Source organism: Nocardioides sp. (assembly GCF_030019515.1).
In the GTDB taxonomy this organism is placed as follows: Bacteria; Actinomycetota; Actinomycetes; order Propionibacteriales; family Nocardioidaceae; genus Nocardioides.
The window spans coordinates 83,793-107,329 of sequence record NZ_JASEEQ010000012.1 but is presented as its reverse complement, the minus strand read 5'-3'; the positions used below and the strand labels follow the sequence as shown (position 1 = coordinate 107,329).

Annotated in this window: 33 protein-coding genes; 2 read left to right on the top strand and 31 right to left on the bottom strand. The window is 71.5% G+C overall.

What is annotated here, in order from left to right; all coding sequences use genetic code 11:
• Position 1 precedes the first annotated feature (1 nt).
• The 5 genes from QMC84_RS16855 to QMC84_RS16835 are packed head-to-tail and all read right to left on the bottom strand — an operon-like array spanning position 2 to position 2,076.
• A complete protein-coding gene (locus QMC84_RS16855; RefSeq protein WP_300376680.1) occupies positions 2-472 on the bottom strand; it encodes a hypothetical protein in 471 nt (156 codons plus the stop codon).
• Positions 469-810: a hypothetical protein gene (locus tag QMC84_RS16850; protein ID WP_300376678.1), complete on the bottom strand. Its 342-nt coding sequence runs from the start codon at positions 808-810 to the stop codon at positions 469-471. The genes QMC84_RS16855 and QMC84_RS16850 overlap by 4 nt, the downstream gene beginning before the upstream one ends.
• On the bottom strand, positions 807-1,145 hold the full coding sequence (locus tag QMC84_RS16845; RefSeq protein WP_300376676.1) for a hypothetical protein: 339 nt from the start codon (positions 1,143-1,145) through the stop codon (positions 807-809). Before QMC84_RS16845 ends, QMC84_RS16850 begins: the two co-directional genes overlap by 4 nt.
• Entirely contained in the window at positions 1,142-1,654 is a 513-nt protein-coding gene (locus QMC84_RS16840; protein ID WP_300376674.1) for a hypothetical protein, read from the bottom strand. Before QMC84_RS16840 ends, QMC84_RS16845 begins: the two co-directional genes overlap by 4 nt.
• Positions 1,651-2,076, bottom strand: a complete 426-nt coding sequence (locus QMC84_RS16835) for a hypothetical protein (RefSeq protein ID WP_300376672.1) — start codon at positions 2,074-2,076, stop codon at positions 1,651-1,653. The genes QMC84_RS16840 and QMC84_RS16835 overlap by 4 nt, the downstream gene beginning before the upstream one ends.
• 171 nt (positions 2,077-2,247) lie before the next feature.
• Between QMC84_RS16835 and QMC84_RS16830 the strand changes: the two genes are divergently transcribed.
• Positions 2,248-2,436 (top strand): hypothetical protein, encoded by a 189-nt coding sequence (locus QMC84_RS16830; RefSeq protein WP_300376670.1) that lies wholly within the window; start codon positions 2,248-2,250, stop codon positions 2,434-2,436.
• A gap of 207 nt (positions 2,437-2,643) precedes the next feature.
• Here QMC84_RS16830 and QMC84_RS16825 read toward each other — a convergent pair whose 3' ends face one another.
• The 5 genes from QMC84_RS16825 to QMC84_RS16805 form a co-directional block, all read right to left on the bottom strand.
• A complete protein-coding gene (locus QMC84_RS16825; RefSeq protein WP_300376668.1) occupies positions 2,644-2,970 on the bottom strand; it encodes a hypothetical protein in 327 nt (108 codons plus the stop codon).
• Positions 2,967-3,722: an endonuclease/exonuclease/phosphatase family protein gene (locus QMC84_RS16820; protein WP_300376666.1), complete on the bottom strand. Its 756-nt coding sequence runs from the start codon at positions 3,720-3,722 to the stop codon at positions 2,967-2,969. Before QMC84_RS16820 ends, QMC84_RS16825 begins: the two co-directional genes overlap by 4 nt.
• Positions 3,722-3,928, bottom strand: a complete 207-nt coding sequence (locus QMC84_RS16815; RefSeq protein ID WP_300376664.1) for a hypothetical protein — start codon at positions 3,926-3,928, stop codon at positions 3,722-3,724. The genes QMC84_RS16820 and QMC84_RS16815 overlap by 1 nt, the downstream gene beginning before the upstream one ends.
• Before the next feature lie 4 nt (positions 3,929-3,932).
• The gene (locus QMC84_RS16810) at positions 3,933-4,658 is read right to left on the bottom strand and encodes a hypothetical protein (RefSeq protein ID WP_300376662.1); all 726 of its coding nucleotides are present in this window, start codon (positions 4,656-4,658) and stop codon (positions 3,933-3,935) included.
• Positions 4,659-5,332: 674 nt separating this feature from the next.
• Positions 5,333-5,755: a hypothetical protein gene (locus QMC84_RS16805; protein ID WP_300376660.1), complete on the bottom strand. Its 423-nt coding sequence runs from the start codon at positions 5,753-5,755 to the stop codon at positions 5,333-5,335.
• 143 nt (positions 5,756-5,898) lie between these two features.
• Here QMC84_RS16805 and QMC84_RS22435 point away from each other — a divergent pair, with 143 nt between their 5' ends.
• On the top strand, positions 5,899-6,525 hold the full coding sequence (locus tag QMC84_RS22435; RefSeq protein WP_366145759.1) for an SEC-C metal-binding domain-containing protein: 627 nt from the start codon (positions 5,899-5,901) through the stop codon (positions 6,523-6,525).
• Positions 6,526-6,669: 144 nt separating this feature from the next.
• Here QMC84_RS22435 and QMC84_RS16800 read toward each other — a convergent pair whose 3' ends face one another.
• From QMC84_RS16800 to QMC84_RS16700, 21 genes are all read right to left on the bottom strand, one after another.
• A complete protein-coding gene (locus QMC84_RS16800; protein WP_300376658.1) occupies positions 6,670-8,328 on the bottom strand; it encodes a right-handed parallel beta-helix repeat-containing protein in 1,659 nt (552 codons plus the stop codon).
• The gene (locus QMC84_RS16795; protein ID WP_300376656.1) at positions 8,328-8,960 is read right to left on the bottom strand and encodes a hypothetical protein; all 633 of its coding nucleotides are present in this window, start codon (positions 8,958-8,960) and stop codon (positions 8,328-8,330) included. Before QMC84_RS16795 ends, QMC84_RS16800 begins: the two co-directional genes overlap by 1 nt.
• Positions 8,960-10,102 (bottom strand): baseplate J/gp47 family protein, encoded by a 1,143-nt coding sequence (locus QMC84_RS16790; RefSeq protein ID WP_300376654.1) that lies wholly within the window; start codon positions 10,100-10,102, stop codon positions 8,960-8,962. Before QMC84_RS16790 ends, QMC84_RS16795 begins: the two co-directional genes overlap by 1 nt.
• A gap of 3 nt (positions 10,103-10,105) precedes the next feature.
• Entirely contained in the window at positions 10,106-10,432 is a 327-nt protein-coding gene (locus tag QMC84_RS16785) for a GPW/gp25 family protein (protein WP_300376652.1), read from the bottom strand.
• A 4-nt stretch (positions 10,433-10,436) separates the two neighbouring features.
• On the bottom strand, positions 10,437-11,243 hold the full coding sequence (locus tag QMC84_RS16780; protein WP_300376650.1) for a hypothetical protein: 807 nt from the start codon (positions 11,241-11,243) through the stop codon (positions 10,437-10,439).
• 13 nt (positions 11,244-11,256) lie between these two features.
• Entirely contained in the window at positions 11,257-12,546 is a 1,290-nt protein-coding gene (locus tag QMC84_RS16775) for an NlpC/P60 family protein (RefSeq protein WP_300376648.1), read from the bottom strand.
• Positions 12,543-13,040 carry a hypothetical protein gene (locus QMC84_RS16770; protein WP_300376646.1) on the bottom strand — a complete coding sequence of 166 codons (498 nt, stop codon included), beginning with the start codon at positions 13,038-13,040 and terminating at the stop codon, positions 12,543-12,545. Before QMC84_RS16770 ends, QMC84_RS16775 begins: the two co-directional genes overlap by 4 nt.
• Before the next feature lie 44 nt (positions 13,041-13,084).
• The gene (locus QMC84_RS16765) at positions 13,085-15,100 is read right to left on the bottom strand and encodes a hypothetical protein (RefSeq protein ID WP_300376644.1); all 2,016 of its coding nucleotides are present in this window, start codon (positions 15,098-15,100) and stop codon (positions 13,085-13,087) included.
• A gap of 6 nt (positions 15,101-15,106) precedes the next feature.
• Positions 15,107-15,289, bottom strand: a complete 183-nt coding sequence (locus tag QMC84_RS16760; RefSeq protein WP_300376642.1) for a hypothetical protein — start codon at positions 15,287-15,289, stop codon at positions 15,107-15,109.
• A 65-nt stretch (positions 15,290-15,354) separates the two neighbouring features.
• Positions 15,355-15,846: a hypothetical protein gene (locus tag QMC84_RS16755; RefSeq protein WP_300376640.1), complete on the bottom strand. Its 492-nt coding sequence runs from the start codon at positions 15,844-15,846 to the stop codon at positions 15,355-15,357.
• The gene (locus QMC84_RS16750; RefSeq protein WP_300376638.1) at positions 15,846-16,253 is read right to left on the bottom strand and encodes a hypothetical protein; all 408 of its coding nucleotides are present in this window, start codon (positions 16,251-16,253) and stop codon (positions 15,846-15,848) included. Before QMC84_RS16750 ends, QMC84_RS16755 begins: the two co-directional genes overlap by 1 nt.
• Complete coding sequence (locus QMC84_RS16745) at positions 16,250-17,377, bottom strand: hypothetical protein (protein ID WP_300376636.1); 1,128 nt, start codon at positions 17,375-17,377, stop codon at positions 16,250-16,252. The genes QMC84_RS16750 and QMC84_RS16745 overlap by 4 nt, the downstream gene beginning before the upstream one ends.
• A 34-nt stretch (positions 17,378-17,411) precedes the next feature.
• Complete coding sequence (locus QMC84_RS16740; RefSeq protein WP_300376634.1) at positions 17,412-17,966, bottom strand: hypothetical protein; 555 nt, start codon at positions 17,964-17,966, stop codon at positions 17,412-17,414.
• On the bottom strand, positions 17,963-18,382 hold the full coding sequence (locus tag QMC84_RS16735; protein ID WP_300376632.1) for a hypothetical protein: 420 nt from the start codon (positions 18,380-18,382) through the stop codon (positions 17,963-17,965). The genes QMC84_RS16740 and QMC84_RS16735 overlap by 4 nt, the downstream gene beginning before the upstream one ends.
• Positions 18,382-18,837, bottom strand: a complete 456-nt coding sequence (locus QMC84_RS16730) for a hypothetical protein (protein ID WP_300376630.1) — start codon at positions 18,835-18,837, stop codon at positions 18,382-18,384. Before QMC84_RS16730 ends, QMC84_RS16735 begins: the two co-directional genes overlap by 1 nt.
• Before the next feature lie 19 nt (positions 18,838-18,856).
• Positions 18,857-19,066: a hypothetical protein gene (locus QMC84_RS16725; RefSeq protein WP_300376628.1), complete on the bottom strand. Its 210-nt coding sequence runs from the start codon at positions 19,064-19,066 to the stop codon at positions 18,857-18,859.
• Complete coding sequence (locus QMC84_RS16720; protein WP_300376626.1) at positions 19,066-19,572, bottom strand: hypothetical protein; 507 nt, start codon at positions 19,570-19,572, stop codon at positions 19,066-19,068. The genes QMC84_RS16725 and QMC84_RS16720 overlap by 1 nt, the downstream gene beginning before the upstream one ends.
• Positions 19,542-20,456, bottom strand: a complete 915-nt coding sequence (locus tag QMC84_RS16715; protein WP_300376624.1) for a hypothetical protein — start codon at positions 20,454-20,456, stop codon at positions 19,542-19,544. The genes QMC84_RS16720 and QMC84_RS16715 overlap by 31 nt, the downstream gene beginning before the upstream one ends.
• 11 nt (positions 20,457-20,467) lie before the next feature.
• A complete protein-coding gene (locus QMC84_RS16710) occupies positions 20,468-20,893 on the bottom strand; it encodes a hypothetical protein (RefSeq protein ID WP_300376622.1) in 426 nt (141 codons plus the stop codon).
• A 1-nt stretch (position 20,894) separates the two neighbouring features.
• On the bottom strand, positions 20,895-22,220 hold the full coding sequence (locus tag QMC84_RS16705; RefSeq protein WP_300376621.1) for a head maturation protease, ClpP-related: 1,326 nt from the start codon (positions 22,218-22,220) through the stop codon (positions 20,895-20,897).
• Positions 22,217-23,524: a hypothetical protein gene (locus tag QMC84_RS16700; protein ID WP_300376619.1), complete on the bottom strand. Its 1,308-nt coding sequence runs from the start codon at positions 23,522-23,524 to the stop codon at positions 22,217-22,219. The genes QMC84_RS16705 and QMC84_RS16700 overlap by 4 nt, the downstream gene beginning before the upstream one ends.
• Positions 23,525-23,537 lie beyond the last annotated feature (13 nt).

Below are 23,537 nucleotides of genomic sequence, written 5' to 3'. Positions count from 1 at the left end.
CTCAGCCCTTCCCGCAGGTCGCGAAGTGGGGCATCGCGCGGAGCTCGGTCGGGATGATTGGCTGCTCGTCCTTCTTGAGGACGCGGGCGACCAGGCGGCCGGCGTGGCCGGGCGAGACCGCGACGTTGCCGTCGGGGTGCTCGACCGGGTCGAGCGGCATCGGCTTGCCGCCCGGGCCGGTGTCGCGGGCCGCGGTGACGGCCCACACGACCCGGGAACGGCACCTCGAGCAGACGGTCTCCTGACCGGGGAGGCGGCGGAGCTCGTGCTCGTCGATGCGGCCGGTGGGCTGGCGCCAGTCGGGGTCGATCTCGCCGCGCAGGGTGATGCACTGGAACGGGCCGAGGTTGGCGCGCTCGCAGGCCGCGCAGGTGCCGGGCTGGTCGTCGGGCAACACGGGTAGGTGGGCGGTCGCTGGGTGCCCGCAGCCCGGGCAGACCCGCGTGCGGGTCTCCGTATCGATGGTGGTCATGACTGGTCCTCGGAGGTCAGGCGGCGGTGCGCAGCCGCGTCGCGGAGCGCCTGCCGGTAGAGGCGATCGGCGTCGGTGCCGCCGGTCTGGGAATCGGCGCTGGCGGCCTCGCTGGCCAGCTCGCGGGCAGCGCGTTCGAGGTCGGTGACCTGACGGTCGCGGACGCGCAGCTGCCGCCGGCACTCGGTGGCAAGGTCCTCGGCGCGCTGGGTGCGCTGCTCGAGGTCGATGACCTGGTGCACGCGGGACTCGGCGTCGATCAGCTGCCGTAGTCGGTGCCCGAGGCGGGGCTCGAGGAACATCGACAGCCCGAGCAGCTCGTCGTCGGTGGTGCTCACCGCGCGCTCCAGGTGATCCGGCCGCTGTGCGGGAGGTCCTCGCAGACGTGGGCGCCGGCGTGGCCTGCGGGCAGGCCGCAGAAGACTGGCCGCTCATCGCCGCCCGGTAGGGGCCAGCCGATGTCCGATCGCTCCCAGCAGGGGCCCGGCTCGATCGTGGGAGACAGCGCCCAGATCGCGAGGCGGGCGCCGAGCCAGATCAGCGCGGTGGCGATCGCGGAGCCGAGGAGGCCGTCACCGGGCGCGTTGAAGGTCGCAGCGGCCGCCGCGGTGCCGAGGCAGGCCATGCTCACGCCGAGCGCGCCGAGGCCTCGCCGAAGCTGGCCGGTCGTCATGGTGCGTGCTCCTCGCCGCGGATGTGGGCGAGGGTCCGGACGCACGCGGTCAGCCAGTGCTCACGGAGCGTGGACCGGGCGTCGTCGGTCGACGGGTTGAGCGCGCCGTCCACGCAGCCGCGGGCGCAGAGGGCGGCGAGCTCCGTCATCTCGTCGTCGGTAGCGGTGAACTGCTGGACGACGTCGACCGGGGTGAGGTAGCCGCCGACCGCGGCGAAGCCGCCGGCCTCCAGCGTCTCGACCGCGTGGACCTTCGGCGGCTCGCCCGGGTTGAGTGCGAACACGAGCAGCTCGTGGGTCGCGCCCGGGAAGTGGAGCTCGGCGGGCGGCCAGCCCTCGACTGGGCTGAGACGGACCACGCTGAGGACGAACTGGGTCCACAGGGGGTGCCACGGCCCGGTGAGCAGCCACCAGGTCACGGTCGTGGCGGACCCGCGGACGGCGGGGTCGATGCGGAGACGGATCGCGGTGCCGGCCGGCCCGGTGAAGGTCTCGCGCGGCCCGCTCACCGGTCGACCTCGAGCGCGTGCTCGCCCGCAGTCGCCGCCGCGATGGTCTGACCCGGACGGATCGGGACACGGTTGCGCCAGGAGACCTCGACCTCGTCAACCTCGAGGGCGGCGAGCAGCGCGGCGCACTCCTCGTCGGCGAACGTCCCGTCTCCCCAGCCCTGCCCGATCTGGTTGCACGGGCCACGGAACCCGAGCTCCCAGTCGATGATCGTGTAGCAGAGCACGCCCTTGGGCTCGAAGGCCGCCTGGCGGGTCAGGATGGCGAACCGGTCCGACGTAGCACGAACAGTCCACCAGCGACGGGTGTCGCCGAGTCCGTCGTCGAAGCGGGCCCTGGTCCCGACGGTCAGGTCGGCGCGCCACGCGTCGCGGATGCGGGCCGCCTCTTCGGGCGGCATCGTCTTCACGGGGAGGTGCACATGCCCGCCACGGTGCCACGGTCGAACGCCTGTTCGACGGCGCCACGCCGCGTGAATACTATGAACGTACCTTATCGGTCAGTTTCCGAACGGGTGCTCGAGGCGGGGTCGGGGAGGAGCGCAGGGACCGTGACGACGCGTGCGAGCGACGGGACCGGGCAGCGTGGCCGGGTGTCTCCGCGGCACGTCTGGGTCCGGTTCGGGTCGCTCGCCTCCCCTGGGGTGCTGCTCGACTGGCGACGCACCCGGTCCGGCCGGTGGGAGGCGCTGGTGGTGTACGCGACCGGCGGCGGGACCGTCGACGTCACCGTCACCAGCCAGTGGCTCCCGGCCGACCACGTCCGGCCGGCGGATGACTGAGACGACGAAGGGCCCGGCCCGCCGTCCTTCGTGAGGACGACGGGCCGGGGTGACGCACGCGGGGCCGACGAGAGGGCGGCCCGGGCGCCGGTCAGTGGTTGAAGGCGCCGCCGCGGCGGTGCCAGTAGAGGTAGTCGAGGACGGGGTAGAGCAGGCCGGCGTAGCACAGCCCGAGAACCAGGTGCCGCCGCGGCGGGCGGCGCACGTTCAGCCCTTCGGCTTGGGTGCGGCGGCGAGGAACGGGAGGAACCGGCGCAGGAACCGCTCGGTGACCGGGAGCGCCATCACCCGGGTGACGCCGGCCGAGACGGCGAGGAAGGCGCCTGCGGCGCCGGTCGCGAGCTCGGGGCTGTCCTGGGTGGCCGCCTGGTAGACCAGCGGTGCGGCGGCCGCGGCCGCGACGGCCGCCTGGAACACTGTGCGGATGGTCGAGCGCCACGGGCGGCGGACCTGCGTGGGGGTGACCGCTGCGCCGACCACGACGCCCGTGGGGGTCGTGACGGTGGTGGTCTCCTGAGGCTCGTTGGCTGTCATCGGTGCTCCTTCGTGGTGTAGGTCGCGACGGCCGGGTCGTGGTCGCCGACGTGGAAGCCGGACAGGACGTGGGCCTCGTCGGCCCGGTCGCGGGCGAAGACGCCGTCGATCAGCCGGTGGCCGTGGGTGCCGACCGGGGACGGGTTGCCCGACCAACACGAGACGAGGCCGCGGCGGGCGAGCAGTCGACGCGGGAGCGCGTCGGGTGTGCGCAGCGACCAGTTCCAGTCGCCGGCCAGGTAGGCGGGGCGCTCGCGGTGCAGGTGCATGTCCGCGACGACCGCAACGACGGCCTCGCGGTACATGGCGCGCCGGGGGCCGGGCCAGAGCTCGACGTGCGCGGGGGTGTGGATGTTCCCCACGACGGTCTCGCGGTCCAGGAGCATGTCGCGGAGCACGACCACGGTGCCGAAGAGGTCGTCGAGGACCGCGCGCTTCCCGGGCACGGCGGGGACGCGGCGGCCGTCGGCTGCGAGCACGGACCGGCCGCGCATCAGCTGGAACCGGTCGGCGTCCCAGATGATCGGCGGGGCGCTGGCGACGTCGCGCGGCTTGTAGAACGCGAACCCGAGATCCCGCAGGTCCGCCAGCGACGCGCGTCGGGCGGGGCCGCCGTACTCCTGGAGGCCGGCCAGGTCGACGTGCTCGACGAACCGGCGCAGCGCGGCGTCCGCCCGGTGGTTGTCGGAGCGCTGGTAGAGGTTGAAGGTCCCGACCCGGGTGGCGACGGGCCCGGCCGAAGCGGCTGGCATCAGTCGATCCACTCGATACGGGTGGCGCCGCCGTGGCCGTGCACGGCGAGGATGTGGTCGATGGAGTCCCACACGCAGGTCTGCGCAATCGCGGCCCGCCACCGGGTGACGACCCGGCCATCGTCGAACTCAACACCGTCAGCGACGTGCCCGCGGCCGGAGACGCCGGAGATGTCGTCGTCACGGATGAGCCGGAAGCGGCGCACGGGCTCAGCCCTGTTCGCGGAGCTTGTCTCGGCGGGCCCGCAGCTGCTTGAGCCAGGACCGCAGGCCGCGCACCCGGATCTCTGGGGCGTCGTTGGCGATCGCGCGCTGGAGCGCGGCCCGCACGAACGCGATCCGGTCGTCGATGTCCCACTTCTCCGGTTTGGCCTTCCGCCGCCACACGACCACGCCGTTGACGTCCGCCGACCAGCCGACTAGCCGACCGCCGCACCACGGCCCCAGCTGCTCGATGCGCGCCAGGCCGAGGTAGCCGGTCCGCACGTAGTCGGTGGTCAGGCAGCGGCCCTTGCCGAGCGAGAGCGCGATGTGGCCGTGTCGGCCGTTGACCCACCAGACCGGGACACCCCAGGGGATCTGGTCGGTGTCGTCGGTCTTGTGCCGGTGCCCGGCCTGCTCCCAGCCGGTCTCGGCGTCCGGGTAGAGCGGGTCGACCAGGAACAGGGACCGGATGACCTTGAGGCAGTAGCCGACGCCGAGGAAGACCGCGCCGCGCACCCACTCCCAGCCGAGCTGCACGGCCTCCCGGGAGGTGTGCGGGGCGTCGCCGGGGGCGCCGAGCTCGTCGAGGTCGTCCTGGGCGTCGCGCTCGAGGATCTCGGCGTGCGGGTACGGCGCCGGCTCGGCGCCGTCGTCGAGCACGGGCAGCTGCGCGATGAGCTCCTCGATCTCCTCGGGCGGCTGCAGGTCGGCCAGGCCGAGCGGTGCGTTCATGTAGGACTCCTCGTTGGGGCAGGCGGACAGGGCGTCTAGCAGCAGGGCGACGCGGAGACGAAGGCTCAGGACTCGGTGACGGTGCAGCCGTCGGCCGTGCACATGACCGTGTAGGTGGTGGCTTGCACCGGGTTGGTCTGGACGGTGAAGGCGAAGGTGAACGGCCACGGGTCAGCGCCCGCCGGGCCGCGCTCGCCTTGCGGCCCGGTCGGACCCGCGGGGCCAGCCGGACCGACAGGGCCCTGAGGCCCCTGTGCGCCCGCTGGTCCGGCTGCTCCCGGCCGCCCAGCCTTCCCCCGGTCACCAGGATCACCCGCCGGCCCGCGGGCCCCTACGGGCCCCCGCGGGCCCTCCAACCCTGGGGCGCCGGCCGGTCCCGGGACACCGGCAGGGCCTGCGGCCGGCGGGACGACCGGGCTCCGGCCGGCGTCGATCAGCCGGTCGTTCGCTCTCGCTAGCGCGGTGGCTAGGTGGTCGACCGCCGCGTGCAGCTCGGCTCGGTCGCTCCGGGACTCCTCATCGTTCTGGGCGGCCTGGTCGAGCTGCACCTTCTGGCCGATGACCAGGACGAGCAGCAGCACGAACAGCCCCACTCCGAGCACCGCGGCCGTGACCATCGCCGCGGTGACGGTCCGGGTCGATGGCACCCACGCGCGCAGCCTGGACATGGTTCATCACCCCGTGAGAGAGAGGACGAGCGTCAACACGAGGCCGACGATGGACAGGAGCGTGGTGATCGCGGTGAGGGCGATCGTGAGGGTCATCTGGCGCCGCCAGTTGCGGTCCGCCTGCCGTTGGGCCTGATCGTTGGCCCGCTCGGTCTCGCGCTCTTTCTGCAGGGTCTCAAGGTCCTGGGCGACGTTGACGAGCGCGCTCTGGTCCGCCTTCGACTCCTTGAGCGCACCGATGTCCTGGTGGAGGTTCGCAGCCATGCCCTGGTCTGCCTTGCGCGCCTCGAACCACACCTGGGTGCGGACGAAGTTCTCTTCGATGTAGGAGTCTCGGCGCTCGAGCCGGCCAACGATCCCCTGGATCTGGTTCGCGAGGTCCTTCATCATCCGGTAGAGCTCGCCTGGCGTCGGGTCGTCTGCGCTCATCTGGGGCCATCCGCCGGGTGCTCAACGCGCGACAAGGTGACCTCCTACGAAGGGGTGTCGTGGGACCCCGACGCCGGGCGGCTCGAGGCGAGACGGTACGAGTTCTCGGTCGCGCCCGAGCAGTCCGTCCTAGGGTGCAAGACATGACTGTGTCGACGACCTGCCTGCGGTGCGGTCTCAGCTACGGGATGCCCGGCTTCACGTTCACGAACATGACGCTGCAGAACAACGCTGCAGGGAATTTCGTGATGCGCTGCCCGCGGTGTGGCCACGAGCAGGACGTGACGGGCGGAGTCGACGGCACCTACTCATCGGACGCGAGGGGGAACCTCCGTCTCGTCGCACGCCTCGCGCATGCGAGCCGAGACGAGTTGGAAGTGGTGCGCGGTCAGCTGGCTGAGGCGATCGCCACTCGGGATTCTGCGCTAGCTCAGGCAGCGCTGGCCCAAGCCGGACTATCGGACGATCGCGTTCCAGACGGGTCCATGTCACTGCGAGAGCAGCGGCTCTGGCAGTTTGTACAGGTCCTACTTGGTGTGATCGCCGTTGTGGTCGCCATGAAGGCTCTAGGGACTACGCCGGTGACGCCCGAACGCGTACAGCAGGTGTGTGCCCAGGTCGAGCGCGACCAGCGAGCCCAGGGCGCTGGTCGCGCCGGCCGAAACGACCCCTGTCCTTGCGGCAGCGGCCGCAAGACCAAGAAGTGTCACGGAGCCCCGGAGTCGGTACGGCAGCGGCTAGCTCGCCCGCAGGGCGACGGCCCACGCTAGGAGCACGAGTTCCAGTGCGACGACCGCCACGTAGATCGGCCTTGATGGGCGCAAGACACCAGACAAGGACAGCACCACCAGGACGATGCAGATGGTCGCGCACCACCAGGCAATCATGAGGCTCCTCACCCGCTGGGGTCATCGTCAGTCCTTGGTTCGCGACATGCCGGGTGCCACGGTGTAGGTGACCTCCACCGACTTTCCAGGGGCTAGGCGCACGGCGCAGTTGGTCTGCTGGAAAACGGAAGCACCGTCGACCTTGACGAGGCTGACGGTCCCGGCGTTGATGTAGACGGTCTCGTACCGGCTCCCGGCGGTGTAGGTGAACGGGCTGGCGCCTACGGTGATGCCGGCGGTAGCGCCGCGGCTAGTGTCACCAAGGTTGTTGGCGATCAGCCGGTTGGTCCCCGATGTCGGCTCCCCGGCGATGGCCGCGATCGTGTTCCCGGTGAGATCGTTGTCGGTGATGATCAGGTCGTTGACGGTCGTGACGTTGAAGAAGATCCCGTAGCCGTTGCCGCCGAGTCCGAACCCGGCGCCGATCAGGTTGTCGGTGATGCTCAGGCCCGACACGGCGCCGTTGACGAGGATTCCCGCGTCCCCGGTGTTGTCGCAGATCGCACAGTTGGCGATGCGGGTGTTGCTGACCGCGGCGGCGTTGATCGCGATGCCGCCGGAGCCGTTGAGGAAGATGTGGCAGCCGAGGAAGTCCGTGCCGTCGATGGTCCCCGCCCCCGAGGTGGCCATCAGGACGCCCCAGTTCGTCGCGCTGCCCATCCAGCAGCGCAAGAAGCTGGAGCGGGCGATCGCTCCCCCGGCTGCACTGAGGCTGACGCCCGTGGTGCAGTTGTCGAAGAACGTGCTCTCGGCCCACAGGCTCGTGACGCTCTGCCCGGCGCCCGGCTGCACCAGCAGGCCGGTGCCGGCGTGGAGGAGCTGGCAGTCCTTGATGACCAGGTCGCCGACGTTGGTGACGTAGATGCCGGCGTAGGTCTGTGCGGCAGCGTCGGTGGTGATGTCCTCGACCGCGACGGCGAACCCGCCGTCGACTCGCACCGCGATGCCGGTCCCGGCCGTTCCGTCGCGGATCGAACCGTGCGCGATTGCGGCGGACGTTGCGGCCGTCCGAACGCCGCCGATGGCACCCGCCGTGGTGAAGTGCTCGATGCGGAAGTTGGATGCCGTCGAGAGGACGTCTACGTACCAGCCTGCCGTCCTCGTCACCGTGGCGCTCATGGCGACGTGACCGATGGTGACCTGCCCGGCCGAGACGGTGAAGATGTTGGCGGTGGCGCTGGTGGTCTGGATCTTCGTGCGTGGCCCAGTTCCCCGGATCGCGCATGGCTTGGTGACCGTGATCGCCGTGCCGACCTTGAACGTTCCGGCTGGGAACCAGACGGTGCCGCCGCTGGTGGGCAGGGAGTCGTGAGCGGCCTGGACCGCGGCGGCCGAGTCGTCTACCCCGGTGTTGTCGGCGCCGCCTCCGTAACGGGCGTCGGTGACAACCGCCCAGCCGAGCACTCGGGCGATGGTTTCGTGGGGGGTGGTCCACGAGACGCCGTTGGCGACGGTGCGGTCCCGCATGAGGATCGCCAGGTCGTCGGCGTCGATGGTCGGCTTGCCAGCGAACGATCCCGCCAGGAGTGCTCCGGCCTCGGTCTCAGGATCGGCGAGATCGGCGGTCTTGGGGACGTTCTCGTCGACCCACTCCGCCTGCTGCTTGAGGTGGATCGGCGGGTTGTTGGGCTCACCCGAGCCGGGCTCCGGGTAGGGCACACCTCTGGGGGTCGTGGCGATCGCCATCAGACGTCGGTTCCTTCCTCGGGCACGTGGTAGACGCTGGTGGCCTCGACGGGCGAGGCGCTGTCGTAGAGCGGGAAGGCGGCGAGCGCGTCCTCGTAGGTCGGGCCGTGGTACTCGGCCATGTGCTCGTAGGTGGCGCCCGACTCGACGTGGACGTCGACGAGGATCCCGACGGGTGTCTGGGTCTTCGCGGCCGCGAGCACGGCAACGCTGCCGCCGGCGGGGACCTCAGCGGCCCACACGCGGACGCCGAGCCGCCACGGCGAACCCTCCCGCTCGAGCAGGTCCACCCGGCGGCTGTTGGTCGCGAGGAGGATCGCTCGCACGGCGCCCTTGATGGCCTCAGGGGTGCCGCGGCGCCACGTGGCGCGGTCGCGGACGTAGTCGCGCTGCTCGGCGAGGGTGAGGCCGCCCGGGACGCTGGTCCCGGTGGCCGACCCGATCCACCGGGGCTCCGGTGTGGCGTCAAGGTCGAAGGCCGCGGCCCATCCCCGATCCGTGGCCGCGAGCCGGTCGTCGGCGTCCCGCAGCGGGTCGGCCAGGCCGTCGAGCAGGTTCGGTAGCGCGTCGCCGGCCCGAGTGACGAACGCGCGGCCGAGCGCCTCGAGGACCCGGTCGACGAGGTCGGCCATCAGGACACGGTCCCGGTGATCGTGGAGGGGGCGACCGGATCGGTGAGGGACGCGGGCAGTGGCGCCACGCCGGGAAGCTCGAAGTCAGCCGCGGACCCGTTGATCGTGATCGACGCCAGGTAGGCCACGCCTGGCGCAGATCCGGCGATGCGCGCGAGCTGCAGCAGGCGAACGGTAGTGACCGGCTCCCACGCCGTCTCGTCGTCCGCGGTCGTCCCCCAGGCGGAGAGCCAGTCGGCAATCGCCGACTCGATGGCCGTGGCGACCACGGCAGGGTCCGCGCCCGGCTCGGCCACGGCGTCGTAGACCACGTCGATCACGGTGTACGTCGGCTCCTCGACGTGGATTACGAAGTTGACCTCGCGGGAGGCCTCCAGCACGGCCTGCACCTGGGTGGCCACGGCCGAGCTCACGGGTGCGCCGGCGTCGTCGATCGGGAAGACCGTCGCGGTGCGCTCGGCGGGAGTGCCGGGGTCGGCGGGGTCGTACAGATCGACACCGAGCGCGCGGTGCACGCCCGGAACCGAACGGGCGAGGGCGGCGAGATCGGCCGCACGGACGCCGCCCGGGCGCAGGGTGGCGAAGTAGTCGACCAGGCGCGAAAGGTAGTCGCCGAGCACCTCGGCATCAGCGCCACCGGTGCTCGGCGCGGTCGCCTCCGCGGAGATCACGGTGGCGGTGGACACCACGATCGTCAACGTGCCTGCGGGGACAGTGTTGCCGGCGTCCCCTGCCTTGGTGGCGGTCATGGTGACGTCCACGGTCGACCCGACCGAGGTCACGTCTTCGAGCAGCTCGAAGGCCACCTCCGCGCCGTCATCGTTGATGCCGATGACGGTGAAGCCCTGGGGCACGACGGCTCCGGCGCCCGTGACGGTGAGGGTCACCGGGATCTCCGCGTTCACGCCGAGGTAGGCGGGGAAGCCGAAGGCGGTCTCACCGAGGCCGGCGACGGCCTGCTCGAGGACAGTGATGGTCGTCTGGTTCAGAAGCGCGATCTCGCGGCCGAGCTCTTCGGCCAGGGCGACCTCGGGGGCACCCTCCACGGGCTCCCAACCGGGGAGGCGTACAGCGAGTCCATCGAGGATCCGGTCGGTCACCGAGTCTTCGTCGGTATCGATCTCGGGCGGGTCCCAGGGCATCGACTACTCCTCCTCCTCGAGGTCGGAAGGGGTGGGATCCGGCGGGTAGACCGAGACCTGCTGGTCGACGAGCGTCTCGGCGAGCTGCTCGACGAACACGGACTCGGCGCGGTCCTCCCACTCGGTGACGGCGTCGGCGATGACGTCGTGGCTGACGCCGCTGCCTAGGGGGTCGGAGAGGCCGTAGCCCGGGACCGAGCGCCGCTCGCCCGGGCGGGTGTCGAGCAGCAGCGCGACCGACTGGGTGATCTCCCGGTCACTGTCCTGTTCGAGTGCGCTGAGGGCGCCGGACCCGGAGACGCGGAGCGGGAGGGCGAGGTGCTTGGGCATCGGGTCATTCCCCCGTTCCTGGGTAGGCGGCCGGCCAGGCGGCGTTGACGGTGGCGGTGACGCCGGCGACGTGGCGGGCGCCTGAGACCGCGATCAGGCGGACGGTGCCGTCGTGGCGGACGATGAGGCTGGCGCCGGCGACGGGCGCCCCGGTCGCCGGGTTGTAGACGCCGCTGACGGTGGCGTTCGCGTCGGGGCGGAACTCGGTGGGGAGCGTGAAGAGGTCGAGGGCGCCGGAGAACGCCGCGGCGACCGGCTCGCGGGTCCACACCGCGACCACGTCGCCCGTGCGGCGGACCAGGAGCTCGAGGTCGGGGAGGTCGACGATGTCGCCGGCGTCGACGACACGACGGACCCCTGTGTTGCCGTGGAACCGTGCGGTCGCGTCCTCGTGGTCGGCAATCGCGGCGTCCGCCTTGGCCTGGGCTCCGGCCTGGGTCTCGAGCTCCGCCGTGTTGGGGATGCCGTGCACTTCGGTGGTGTCGGCGGCGTGGCCGCCCAGCTGGCTGTCGGCGTAGGCCTCGGCCTGCTCGCGGGCGGCGTCCGCCTTCGCCAGGGCTCCCGCCTCGGTCTCGAAGCCGCTGGTGTCGACGGCCGGCTGCACCCAGGGCCCTTGCGGAGTCCACGTGAGGACCACCTGCTCGTCGACTGCTACCTGGGTGGGCCCCTGGCATGGGCCGACGGGGGTGCGGGGGTCGCCACCGATCGGGACGGCCCAGATACCGGAGTCGTCGACGCGCACGATTTTCGCGGTCACGGGCGGGCGGTCGATGGTCCGCGGCGCCTGGCCCACGATTTGGTCGAGCGTCACCCGCGGTTCCCCCTCACACCCATAGCGCGGCCCCGGTCCATCCGCCGCCGGCCGCACCGCCGAACACGCCAGTCCCGTAGGCGGATCCCTTGGCCTCGACCGTCGAGCCGTTGCCCAGGCAGATCGCGACGTGGTGCGTGTCGGTGGTCTGGATGAACAGGAGCGCGCCCCGGATCCTGAGCGCTGTGCTGACCGCGATCGTGCGCCCGGCGGCCTGGCAAGCGGCCCACTGACCGGCCGAGGTGCGTGCCGGGATCTGACGACCAGCCACCCGCGTGGCGGCGTACACCAGGCCCGAGCAGTCCCAGCCGCTTGGTCCGTTGCCGCCCCACACGTAGGCGTCACCGGCCTGGGAGAGCGCGAACCGGACCATGCGCTCACGTGCGGCGTTGGCCGCCGCGCCCCCGCCGGATGAGCCGGCGCTGCCGGGCACGAAGTCAGGATCGCCTAGGTCTCCGGGGCCAGAGCGCTTGGGCTCCTTGAGCACGTGGCGAGCACGGATCAGGCGGACGGTCGCCCGAGTGCTGGCCAGAGGCCGGGTGAACTCTCCGACCAGCCACTTCCCCTCTGCGGGACCCATGTCGTCGCCCATCGTGCAGACCGACCCCGGCCGCAGGGTCCACAGCTTGGAGTCGACCGTGAGCGTGGCCTCGGAGACTCGCTTCGCGATGTCGAGGTCGAAGTCGATGTCGTGCACGCCACCCGCGTGCTCTCGCAGCCGGATCGGCTTGCGGTCGCGCTCCATCAGCCACTCGTCGCCACCGACGACGAGGCTCGTGCCGGTGGAGAACCGGCGCCAGTGGATCGCCTCGGCCATGTCGCCCAGCACGTCCCAGGAGTTCGTCTTCTGGCCGGCCGCCGAGCGCTCCAGCACCGAGGAGACCTTGGCTCGCTTCGTCGGGTCCACCGCATAGGGGACCTTCGCCTCACGGGCGAGTCTGATGGCGAACTCCTGCCGGGTCGTGGATCCCGCCGGCGCCGAGAGTGGCTTCGTACGGCGGCGCAGCGCGGCCGCGATGCCGTCCTCGAAGTGGAGCGTGAACCTGCTCCCGATCTTGCTGAAGCCGACGAGCTCGAAACGGACGCCGGCGACCTCGGCCCAGGAGCGGTACTGCGTCAGCGGGGAGCGCAGTACCTTGCGCTCCGCGTCGACGACCGGCACGTCGAGGGTGTTGGCCCCGTCCATGGTGAGCTTGATGGTGGGCTGGTCGGCGACGGCCTCGTCGAGCACGAGGTTCCGGGCACGCTGGTGGTTGAGCAGGACCAGGTCCTCGACCAGGTCGGAGAGCGTCTGGCCGCTCACTTGCCCTGCCTGTGCCGGGCCTTCTTGGCGGGACTCTTCACGACCGACGGCTCGAGGTACTGCTTCAGCGTCAGGGTCAGCGCTTGCTGAACCCGGCGCCCGCCAGGGTCACGGATCTTCGCGCCCCACACCATGTCCGCGACGACCCAGCGCATGGACTTCGGGAAGTGCAACGGCCCGGTGATGGCCAACACCGGGGGCTCGCCGGTCTTCTTGGTCTTCACGAACCACGACCGGACCGCACGGATGTCCTTCTCGATCACCTGGTCGCGGCCAGGCGAGACCTCAACCCCGTCGAGCAAGAGCGGCAGAACATACGCCGAGGCGGACTGCCCTACCCACTCCACCCCCGACTGGCGCCGGGGACGCGAGACGTCCTGCCAGCCCGCGGAGCCCTCGCGAGGGTCGTCGTCTCCGATGAGGTCGAACCACACACCCGGGCCGGCCGGTCGAGTCGGCTTGATGTGGACCCGGCGCTGGGTGCCTGCGTGCACGGTGTGTGTCAACGGGGGGAGGTGGAGGCCGCCAGAGGGCGTGATCACGCGCGGGCGGCCTTCGTCTGCAGGTTCCGCACCGTGCTCTCCATCAGGACCTTGCCGTCCAGGTACAGCTGCACCACGGTGTCAGGCACGGCGACCTCGTCCGCCCAGCCCGCGACGTCGGGGAGGTCAGGCCCCTGTGGCACCGTGACCCGGCCAGCGCTTGGCACGGGCCGGGGGTGCTTGGGTGCGCGGAGTCCGTCCCACTTGTTGCCGCTGCTGCCCGGCGTCGGGGAGCCGCCGGGGAGGAACACACCTTGCCCGCTCAGCTGCTGGAGCTTGGACTGCAAGGACTGGACGCGGAGCTCGGCAGTGCCGACACCGTCGAGCACGACGGTCGGCCGGGACTCGGTGCGGTCGAGCACACCGAGGATCCCGATCAGGCGGTCTCCGGAGCGGACGGCCTCGTCCATCCCGGGAGTGGCGACCTTAGGCGTGGGCCGCTTGGTGCCGAGGAAGTCGAACTGGGTGTTGACGTCCTTGATCTTCCCGAGGGGCCCGACCAGCAGCTCGTCGAGCGCCCGCATCCGACGCTTGTAGTCGTCGACGTTGCGCCGGCGCTCCTGAGCCAGCAGCTCCTCCTGCGACATCACCTTGGTGACGTCGAGGCCAGGCAGCCCTGGGTGGACGTTGTCGGGGTCGCTGTTGGCCATGGCGAATCCGAGCGCCGTCAGCGCGGTCCCCAAGGTGTTTCCGACCATGCCGGGCACCCACTTCGGCCCGCCGCCCCCAGGTCCGCCGAAGGGGGTGGGGCCGCCGGGCTTCCCCGTGGTCGGGAGACCGCCACCGCCGTTGACCACCCACACGGGGAGCGGCTTGGCCGTCGTAGCGATCGACCCGAGAAGGCTGCCGCGGTCGAACGCCCCGATTCTCTTGGCCGCGAGGCCGCCGAGCGCGGCGATCGCGATGCCCTGCTTGGCCCAGTCGGGGAGGTTGTTGAAGGCTTCGAAGACCGCCTTCGCCTTGGGGGCGATGACCTTGAACGCGTCAGCGGCGGTCTCCAGGCCGGTGCCGATCGCGGGGATCACCGACTCCGCGAGCGGGCGGGCCTCCTCGAGGAAGTCACCGACCGCGGGGACGGCCTTGCGGGCGAACCGCTCGATGGCCGGGATGCCCCGGTCCTCGAAGACCCCGACCCACCGGTCGAGCACGGGTGCGCCCTTCTGGACGAACCACTTCTCGACGCCGTCGAGTGCCGGGAGGAGCACCAGGCCGATGCGCTCCTTGATGTTGCCGATCGAGACCGCCGCCTTGTCGCCCCAGGTGGCCTGTGCCTCGGCGACGCCGCCGACCTGGGACTCGACCTCACCGAGGATGATCTTCTGGGACTTGAGAAGGTCCCCCTCCTCCACCAGGCCCTTGATCCGGTCCTGCTGCTGCTGGGTGAACGTCACCCCGGACCGGGACATCGCGGAGAGTCCCTTGATCGGGTCGTTGAGCGCCTTCGCCAGCATCTTCGACTGCGAGGTGATCGACCCGAACCCGGCCTTGGCCAAGTCAACGGCGTCGCGGGTCGCGCGGCTGAAGATCTTCGAGCCCTTGCCGATCTCGTTGCGGACGTTCTTGAACGTCAGGACCATGTTGGCGCCGGCCTGGATCTCCTCGTCGTCGACGCCGACCTTGTCCGAGATCGCGCCGGCGAGACGCCCGACCTGCTTAGCGGTGACGTTCGCGACCTGGCCCGTGGCCTTGATCTCGGAGCGGGTGACGGCGCCCACCTTCTGCGACTCGCGGGCCTCCGCGATCGAGTCCTTCGACAGCTTCGTGAGCGCGATGCCCGCGCCGACGACCCCGGCCGCGGCCGCCCCCATCCCGTAGACGACGGCGCGGCCAGCGATCCTCCCGCTCCGGCCGAACGAAAGCAGGCCCGCGGCGCCGTACCTGGCCTTGCGGCCTGCACGGTCGGCCTCGTCGCCGACCCGGTCGAGCTTGTCGCCGACGTCGTCGAGCCCGGACACGGTCTCGTGGCGGTTCTTCAGGGAGAGCCGGAGGCCAACCTCTTCCTCAGCAGCCACGACGACTCACCTCCGCCTCGCCATCACCTTCAGGAATCCGCGCATGACCTGGCCGAAGCCGGTCGTGGTGCTCGCCGCTGTCGTGCGGGCGAGGTAGTCCAACCACCCACGGATCTCGTCGGACCGCTGGCGGTTCGCCGCCGCGAGAGCCGCCGCGGTGATCTGGGCGTCGTGTGGTGCGAGAGCCAAGACCCTGAGGGGGTCGAGGCCGTACTGGACTGCGACCCCGGCCAGCTCGATGGCGGGGTCGCCGGTCAGTTTCCCGCGATCTCCTCGTCGGTACGGCGCGCCACCATGCCTGACCATTCGGCGAGCTCGCTAGCCGCCGCGATCACGTCGCCGTCGGTCAGGTAGAGCGTGCGCACCGTCTCGACCGCGCTGGCGTCCTCGGGCAGACCGAGCAGCTCCCGGAGCCGGCTGTCGAACTTCGGCCAGTCCTCGGGGTTGCCCTCGGGCTGGCCGTCGACCTCGCCGAAGACCCCGATGCACGCGTGCGAGAGGGCGACGGCGTTGGCGATGACGAGGCGGTCAGGGTCCTTGGACTCGCGGGCGCGCTTGTTCGCCAGGTCGAGGGTGCGCTGGTCGACGGGCTTGTAGCGGACGTAGACCGGAGGGTCGAGGCGGGGGACCGCGAGGTCCAGGTACAGCTTCGCGGCTGCTTCCTCGCGCCGGCGGCGCAGTCCGGCCAGGGCTGAGCCCGGCGCAGCGGCGCGCTCGCCCTCGTCGGGCTCGTGCTCGGTGGCCATCAGGCGCGGCCGGTGACGACGATGGTCATCTGCCACATGGAGACCGACGCATCGTTGGAGTCGGCGTCCGGGTCGCTCATGCCGGCGAGGCGGCCCGTGTAGGTGAACGGCTTGCCGGCGGGTGCCCCGTCGTCGTCGAGCGGCTGCTTGGAGACCGAGGCCAGCGCCCTGCCGACGCGCGGCACCAGGGAGCGGTAGACCTCGACGTCGCGGACACGGTCGAGCTCGCGTCCGACGGTGAGGTCGCCATATGTCGGCAGCGCGCCGTAGGAGTTCTCACCCACCATGCCGCCAGGGCGGTGCTTCGCGACGTCCGCGGTCGGCTCGCCGCCTGAGGCGGTGTCGAACGTCCCGAGTGGGCGTCCGTCGACGGTGGCCGTGATGAGGAACTGCTGAGAGGTGGTCATGCCGCCACTCCTTCGGCGATCGCGGTCGTCACGTCGATGATGACCTTCTCGGTGTGCGGGGTCAGGGCGACCGCGGCGAGTGCGTGGAGCTCGCCAGCGGCGATCGTGGTGCCGGTGTTCGGGCTGCGGGTGTCGACGTCGAAGGCCTCGTCGGCGCTCGAGCCGTACAGCGCGGGGTTGGGGTCGCGCTGCCACAGGGGCAGGAAGTAGCCGCGGAGGGTGCCCTCGAGCTCGGCGAAGAGCTTGCCCTGGCCGTCGATCTGGCGGCCGAGGAACTGCTCGACCAGCGCCGAGATCCCGTAGTGCAGCTGCATGGCCATGCGGCCCCAGTTCAGCTGGCGGAAGTTCGGATCCGAGGAGATCGAGACCCAGCCGTAGAGCGTCGGGACGCCGCGGATGTTGCGGATCACGGAAACGCCGGCGTCGTGCAGGTCGTCGAGCTCGGCGTCGGTGTAGGTCGCGGTGACGGCGATGCCGCGAGAGATGACACCCGCGCCGACACCCTGGTCGAAGGCCGGGGCCGCGTTGGCGTGACCAACGCGGGCGTCGCTGCGGGCGGCGAGGCCCGCCGCGATCACCGAGCCGGGCACCTCGCGGGCCAGGCCGGCGCTTCCGGGCACCGTGGCCCACGGGGCGATGAGGCCGGCGCGCTCGGCGCCGGCTCCCGCGGCGAGGCCGGCGGCCGCGGTCGTCAGGTCGGCGGCGGTCGCATCCTTGGCAGCGTCGAGGAGGACACAACGCTTCGTCGCGTCGGCGTGGGCGAGGAGGGCGGCGTGCGCTGCGGCGGTTTCGACGCCGGGGATGAGGACCTGGCCGGGCCCGAAGTCAGCCGTGAGCTGATCCAGCGCGGTGGTCCACTCCGCCTCGGTGACCGCAGCGTTGTCGACCGCTGCGGCCCTGAGGACGTAGACGGCAGGGGCGCCCTGGGTGAGAGCGTCGCCCACCCACGCGGCCTGGACGGCAGGAACGTTGGCCGCGAGGGCGTCTGCGGCTGACAGGCACTTCGTCGGCGCCGATGGCCCGGTGACTCCGGCGTACACCAGAAAGGCGGTGCCGGTGTCCGTGGGCGCGCCACGTCGCTGCAGCGCAGCGGTGACGTTCACGATGATCTGAGGACGGGACATACCTACTCCTGGTGGGTGCGGGTAGCGGAGTTGTTCAGTTGACGGTCAGAGCGGAGTCGGTGGACTTCACCACCGGCGCCGTGAGGTCGGCGAGGTCGGCGATGTTGCGGACCTTCACTCGCACGTCGACGGTGCAGCCGCCGAGTGTGCGCGCGGCGCTGGTCTGCGGGAGGTTCCTGTAGGACTCGCCGGCGAGCCGGAGACCGGAGGCGATCCCGCCGAGGGTGCGGTGGCGCAGCAGGCCGGCGCGGATGAGCGCCGCCCAAGTGCGGATCCGGTGCGCGGTGTCGTTGTAGTCGGCGCCGCGGTCGAACATGCCGACGCGCACCAGCCACTCGGCGTCGACGCCGGTGCTCGACTCCCTGGTGTCACCGACGGTGCCGGTCGTGGTGACTGCCGCGGCGGGGAACCGGGCGGACTGGAGCGCCTCCAGGGTGGGGACCTGCGACCAGGTCGTCGGCATGACGAACGGCTTGGTGTCGGCCGGCTCGTCGAGCCCGAGTGCCTCGATCAGCACCGGCAGGGCCGCGACCAGCACGGTCTCGGCGCCCGTGCAGACGTCGTCGGCGGTGACCAGCCGGAACGTCACAGCCGGCCGTCCGTGATGTAGTCGAGCGCGGTGCGGGCCCACTCCTCGACGACGTGGGACGGCGGGGTCGGGGTGGGGTCGCGGCGCGGCATCCGGCTGGTGCCGTACCGGTGGAACCTGGCGTGGTCGGCGTCGGTGGTGACGGACGCTTCGTCGCCGAGGAGGTCCTTGCTGCTGGTCAGGTCGTGGAGCAGGTCGCCGCTGTCTACGAGGACCTGGCCGCCGCTCTTCTGCCGAAGCGTGTTCGGGCTCAGCGCCGGCCAGGCGCCGTGGCCGCTGGTGGCGAAGACGTCGCGCTCGTAGTCGTGCATCTCCTCGACCAGCGCGCCGAGCAGCCCGTCGGGGTGCTCGAGGCGGTCACCGATGTTGTCGAGGAGCCGGAGCGCGGCACGGTCCTCGACTTCGATCTCGAGCATCAGGTGGTGTACCCGGGTGTGTAGTAGTTCGGGTAGCAGGGCCAGAACCCGAGTGGGTCGGGGCAGGCGGGTGGGAAGTCGCCCTGCGGGACGGGCGTCGTGGGCACGTCGCCGCCGGCGCTGCTCGACGCGCCGAGCTGGGCCAGGAGCCGTTCGTAGCGCGCCTGGAGAATCGCGCCGCGGCTGCCGTCGCCGAGCTGCTGCTCGGGGAACAGGGCGTACTCGATCTGCGCGGCCACGCCGATCTCGATCGTCCGCACGGCGAGGTCGCGGTACGCGCCGGCTGGCGGCTCGGCGCCGGTGACCGCGACGACCTCGGTCGTGATGCCCTTGACCTCGGACTCGAAGAGCGCGTACTCCTCGCTCGCGGGGTCGAGGATCGCGGGCTGACGGGCGAGGAGCAGCGCGTGGACCTGCTGAACGTCCACGTCGGCCGCGAGGCCTTCGAGCGCCATGCGCTGCTCCTCTCCCCGGTCAGGACTGGTCGCCAGAGCTGCCCGCGCCGCCGCTGCCGCGGCTGCCCTTCGGCTCCTTGACCTCGGTCAGGACGCCGCGCTCGACGAGCCCGGCGACGTGGGCGGGGTCGGCCTCGGCCGGGACGGTGTCACCCGCGTGGAGCTTCACCGTCCCGCCGGTGGCCAGCCGTACGAACGCGACCAGGGAGTCGTTGACGACGTGAGCCATCAGGAGCCCTGGCTGCGCTCGATGACTCCCTGCAGCTTCTTGACGAGGCCGGCGCGGTTCTTGCCGCCCTCGCCGACCTCGGCCTCGAGCGCGGCCGTCGCCTTGTCTGCGTCGTCTCCGACCTCGGCGAGGATCGCCTCGATCGAGCCCGGCTTCGGGCCCTCGTCCTTGGCGACGGTCGTCGGGGCGACGTCGGCGCGCACGTCCTCGGGCAGGCCGGCGAGGATCGCCTGGTACTCCGCGGCGGCACGCTCGGCGATGGCCCGGGCCTGCTCGGCCTTGGTCTTCTCGAGCTGGCCGGGCTTGACCACGGCGCCGGCCCCGACGAGGCGCTTGGCGTCCTCTGTGTTGAGTTCGACGATCGCGCCGCGGCGGTGCCGGATGAACTCCAGGGGCTCGCCGGGCTTGGAGGTGATCTGGTCCCAGCGGGGCGCGACCAGCTGGTACTTGCCGGCCTTGACGTCGTTGAGGTCCATCAGGGCGTCACCACCCCGGTGATCCAGCACGCGGCGAGCGGCTCGTCGATGCCCGAGGCGCGCTTCATCGTCGCGTCGGACCGGTGCGACTCGGTGGGGCCGCCGTTCGGGCCGTTGCCCTCCGGGTAGAGCGGCGTGACCTCGAGCGGCCGCGGGTCGGTGTAGAACCCGACGGTCTTCCGCTTGAGCACCAGGACCCGGTCCTGCGGCCAGAACCGCGCCTTGAGACCGAGCATCCCCATCACGTCCTGGGGGAGCTTCCCGGTGTAGGCGATGTTCTCGCCGGCGATGTTGCCGCCGTACACCTTGAGGAAGTCCTCGTTGTCGAGCAGGACGGGGGTGAGGCTGCCGGGCACGACCGTGGTGTCGGCCTCGTAGCCGTAGGTGGTGCCGGCGGTGTCGTCGCCGGCGGAGGCGATGACCTCGGCGGCGGCGGCGAAGTCCCGGCGCGGGCGACCGCTGGCGGTGTCCCACGCGGCCGAGGCCGGGATCGCCGGGATCGCCGGGTTCAGCAGGAGCTCCCGCATGGCGACGAAGCGCGCGCGGATCATGCTGTTGGTCAGCGCGGTGATCTGCCGGTTGACGGCAGCGATGTTGTTCTCGCGCTTCATGTCCTCGGAGATCCGGACGCCGGCGCCCTTCTTGGTGGCGACCGCGAGCCGCGGGAGACCGCGCTGGGTGCCCAGGACCGGGATCTCCTCGAACTCGATGAGCTCGGAGACCTCCCCGTCGAGGAACACCGAGGCGCCCTCCTCGAACGCGACGGTCGAGGCGTCGCCCTCGTAGCGCAGGATGATGTCGTCGATGAACTGCCCGTCGAGCAGCTCGAGGATGCGCGCCGGCAGGAACAGCGGGTTCCGGCGGATGTCGTCGACGGTGATCTTGCGACCACCATCGAGGGTGAGCTGGGTCATCTCGTGCTCCCTCAGTAGATCCAGGCCAGAGCGACCGTGTCGGCGGCGGCGACGCCCCCGACCTCGGTGCACTCGCCCACGATGGTCCGGGCGTCGGGAGTCGCTCCCGCGGGCGTGACGTGGCCGTTCGCGGCGGCGACGAGCTTGTCGCCGAACGCAGCGGCCGCGGCGTAGGTGACGGGCACCTCGACGCTCTTGGCGACGTTGACCCGCGTGCCGGTCGGGGCGGTGTCGAGGACGCCGTTGACCGGGTCGGTGACCAGGGTCGCGACGGCGTCGTTCAGGGCGACGCCAAGGACCTTGGCCGAGCCGGCCGCGGCAACGCCGGCGCCACCGGTGCCGGTGGCGCGGCCCTCGACGAGCTGGCCACCAGTGATGGCCTCGAGGGCAGGGTAGGACTTGGGTCCGGTCTGCCGGACCTGCGGGATGGCACCCATGTCAGATCTCCCAGTTCTTGTAGGTGGGGTCCTCACGGATCTCGGCGAGCGAGGTGGGGCCCTCGGTGCCGTCGGGCGCGTCGCCGTGACCGTGCTCGCCGGTGGGGACCAGGTCGGCGGCGGCCGACAGCAGCTCGCGCGTGCCCTCGGGGTCCTTGTCGAAGCGCGTGGCCCAGTCCGCGCGGGACGTGGCCGGGAACTTCGTCTTGTTCGCGTCGAGGAACGCGTCGCGCTCCATGTCGTGCAGCTTCTTCGCTGCGGCGACGCCGGCCGCGGCCGCGGCCTCGAGGTCCCGGAGGCGGACCTCGGGAACGACGACGTCACCGGGGGTGACGGCGGCCGTGGGGCTGGCGGGACGCTCCTCGAGGTTCTCCTCGACGACTGCGGCGACCGCGGCGACGATGGCCGCCTCGTCCGCGTCCGCGGGGAGCTCGAGCTTGTCCCGCATGGTGGTGAGCTGCTCGTCGCTGAAAGCCACGGCAGGACCTCCTTCGGTGGTGACGGACCCGCCCGCGGATGCAGTCGGGGGCTTGGGGCGCTCGCCCTGCCATGCGGCACGGGCGGCGGGGTGGACGTTCTGCTCGAGGATCTGGAGGTCGTGCGCCGCGCGGGCGAGCATCTCCTCGTCGAGCTCGTCGAACTCGTCCTCAGGTGCGACCGGGGGGCTGCCGATGGCGATCCGGTTCCCGACGCTGTCGGCAAGGCCCGCGGCGACGGCCTCCTCTGCGGTGTACCAGGTGCCCCAGCCGTCGTTGGCGAGCATGACCTCGCGCCACTGCTCGGGGGTGCCGCCGGCCTTGCCCGCGTAGACGCCGGCGTAGTTGCGGCTCTGGCCACCGATCCACACGGCGGCGCGGTGCAGCTCAGCCTCGTTGCCGTACATGCCGGTGGACGCGTCGTGGAGCATCATCTGGGAGCCCGGGCACATCACGATCTCGTCGCCGGCGATCGCGATCACCGATGCGGCTGAGGCGGCGAGGCCGTCGACGACGACGACGATCTTCGCGCGGTGGTTGCGCAGCAGGTTGCTGATGGCGACCCCGTCGTAGGCGACGCCGCCCGGGGAGTGGATCCGCACGTAGATCACGTCGGCGTCGATCTCGCGCAGCGCCCGGGACACCGACTCGGCGTCGAAGCCGCGCCACCAGCCACCGACGACGCCGTAGAGCCAGAGCTCCGCGACGGTCCCGGTCTCGGGCTCCGGAGCGTCGTCGCCGGCCGCGGCCAGGGCGACGCGGGACCGGGTGCCGGCGAGCATGGCGGCGTCGGCGCGCAGCTGAGCGGGGGTCCGGTACTTGGGGGCGAGCACGGTGGCGGGCTTGGTCACGATTCCTCCTGGCGGGCCGCGGGTCGGCCGGTCTGCTTCGCGGGGATGCCGATGGCGGCGCGGACGAACTCCTCGAGGTCCTTGTCGGCGGTCAGCACGCCGGCCTGGACGAGGGCGGCGAGGGCCTGGACCAGCGCGTCGCGGCGTGCGCCGATCTCGTCGAAGACCAGGCGCGGGGCCCGCTCGCCGGGCCAGTTCCACCGCACGAGGTCGGCGACGACGTGCCGGCTGGCGGTGCGGGCGATGTCCTTCGCGGTCTTCTGCAGGGCGAGGAGAAAGGCGTTGAAGAACGTCGACCCGAGGGCGTAGGACCCGGTCCCGGACTGTGATCCGAGGTTGAGGAAGTTCGCGAGCATCGACCCGGCGATCCGCTCGTCGTGGCGCCGGATCGTCTTGTCGAGATCGGGGAGAGTGCCCTCCACACCCTGGAGCGTGAGCTTGGCACCGTTCGGGATCGCGACTCCGGCCTCGCGGCCCACGCGCACCGACGTGGCGATCGCCTTTCCCTTGGACAGGTCGGTCTCACCGTCGGCGGCTTCGTAGACGACGATCGGGGCGCCGGCGCGCTCACCGAGGATGAGCTCCAGGCGCTGCGCGCGGCTGGACATCATCCATGGGCCGTAGCCCGGGCGGAGGAGGGACTCGCCTCGCCAGTTCCCGCCGCGGCGGTTGCGGACGTAGACGACGATCCGGGACACAGGCAGCGACCGCGGCTTGTTCCTGGCGGTCGTGCTGAGGAGGCGGCTCGTGGGGGTCTGCTCGAGCGAGATCAGTCCGCCATCGTCGGCAATGTTGAACCGGGAGATGGTGCGCCCGGAGCGCCAGCCGAGCTTTCCCAGGTGCCAGAGCCCGTCCGGACCGTCGGGGCCACCGATGGCCTTCTGCTCGAAGATCGAGTGGCCGTAGCGGAGGTACTCGTCGACGGCGATCGGGGCGTGGTCGTCCCAGGAGAACTTGTCCTCAAAGGGCGAGCTGGTGTCGTCGTCCTCGTCACTGACACCGACGATCGGGACACCGAGGTCGCGCGCGCAGTGCCGCGTGATCTCGGGGTCGACGCCTGTGCCGTCGAGACGCCACCCGGTGCCGAGGATCGTTTGGACGACAGCGGAGAACACGCCCGAGACGTTCGGGCTGGTGAGCATGTCGTCGTACACCTGGTACGCGAATGGCCACCGGAGTTCGGGGACCTTCTCGAGAGTGAGGGAGTCCCACCAGTCGGCCGAGGGTGCGCCGGTGTTCCCGATGCCGAGCTCGCGCTGCGGGACCGGGGTCGTCTGCGGGGGTGCAGGAGGAGCATCGACCACGGGGCGTCCTCCT

What these genes read in the sequence shown, in the direction of transcription:
- QMC84_RS16855 (WP_300376680.1), bottom strand. Translation starts at nt 472, where the DNA reads ATGACCACCATCGATACGGAGACCCGCACGCGGGTCTGCCCGGGCTGC.
- QMC84_RS16845 (WP_300376676.1), bottom strand. Translation starts at nt 1,145, where the DNA reads ATGACGACCGGCCAGCTTCGGCGAGGCCTCGGCGCGCTCGGCGTGAGC.
- QMC84_RS16825 (WP_300376668.1), bottom strand. Translation starts at nt 2,970, where the DNA reads ATGACAGCCAACGAGCCTCAGGAGACCACCACCGTCACGACCCCCACG.
- QMC84_RS16820 (WP_300376666.1), bottom strand. Translation starts at nt 3,722, where the DNA reads ATGCCAGCCGCTTCGGCCGGGCCCGTCGCCACCCGGGTCGGGACCTTC.
- QMC84_RS16810 (WP_300376662.1), bottom strand. Translation starts at nt 4,658, where the DNA reads ATGAACGCACCGCTCGGCCTGGCCGACCTGCAGCCGCCCGAGGAGATC.
- QMC84_RS16805 (WP_300376660.1), bottom strand. Translation starts at nt 5,755, where the DNA reads ATGAGCGCAGACGACCCGACGCCAGGCGAGCTCTACCGGATGATGAAG.
- QMC84_RS22435 (WP_366145759.1), top strand. Translation starts at nt 5,899, where the DNA reads ATGACTGTGTCGACGACCTGCCTGCGGTGCGGTCTCAGCTACGGGATG.
- QMC84_RS16800 (WP_300376658.1), bottom strand. Translation starts at nt 8,328, where the DNA reads ATGGCGATCGCCACGACCCCCAGAGGTGTGCCCTACCCGGAGCCCGGC.
- QMC84_RS16795 (WP_300376656.1), bottom strand. Translation starts at nt 8,960, where the DNA reads ATGGCCGACCTCGTCGACCGGGTCCTCGAGGCGCTCGGCCGCGCGTTC.
- QMC84_RS16790 (WP_300376654.1), bottom strand. Translation starts at nt 10,102, where the DNA reads ATGCCCTGGGACCCGCCCGAGATCGATACCGACGAAGACTCGGTGACC.
- QMC84_RS16785 (WP_300376652.1), bottom strand. Translation starts at nt 10,432, where the DNA reads ATGCCCAAGCACCTCGCCCTCCCGCTCCGCGTCTCCGGGTCCGGCGCC.
- QMC84_RS16755 (WP_300376640.1), bottom strand. Translation starts at nt 15,846, where the DNA reads ATGGCCACCGAGCACGAGCCCGACGAGGGCGAGCGCGCCGCTGCGCCG.
- QMC84_RS16750 (WP_300376638.1), bottom strand. Translation starts at nt 16,253, where the DNA reads ATGACCACCTCTCAGCAGTTCCTCATCACGGCCACCGTCGACGGACGC.
- QMC84_RS16745 (WP_300376636.1), bottom strand. Translation starts at nt 17,377, where the DNA reads ATGTCCCGTCCTCAGATCATCGTGAACGTCACCGCTGCGCTGCAGCGA.
- QMC84_RS16735 (WP_300376632.1), bottom strand. Translation starts at nt 18,382, where the DNA reads ATGCTCGAGATCGAAGTCGAGGACCGTGCCGCGCTCCGGCTCCTCGAC.
- QMC84_RS16730 (WP_300376630.1), bottom strand. Translation starts at nt 18,837, where the DNA reads ATGGCGCTCGAAGGCCTCGCGGCCGACGTGGACGTTCAGCAGGTCCAC.
- QMC84_RS16725 (WP_300376628.1), bottom strand. Translation starts at nt 19,066, where the DNA reads ATGGCTCACGTCGTCAACGACTCCCTGGTCGCGTTCGTACGGCTGGCC.
- QMC84_RS16715 (WP_300376624.1), bottom strand. Translation starts at nt 20,456, where the DNA reads ATGACCCAGCTCACCCTCGATGGTGGTCGCAAGATCACCGTCGACGAC.
- QMC84_RS16710 (WP_300376622.1), bottom strand. Translation starts at nt 20,893, where the DNA reads ATGGGTGCCATCCCGCAGGTCCGGCAGACCGGACCCAAGTCCTACCCT.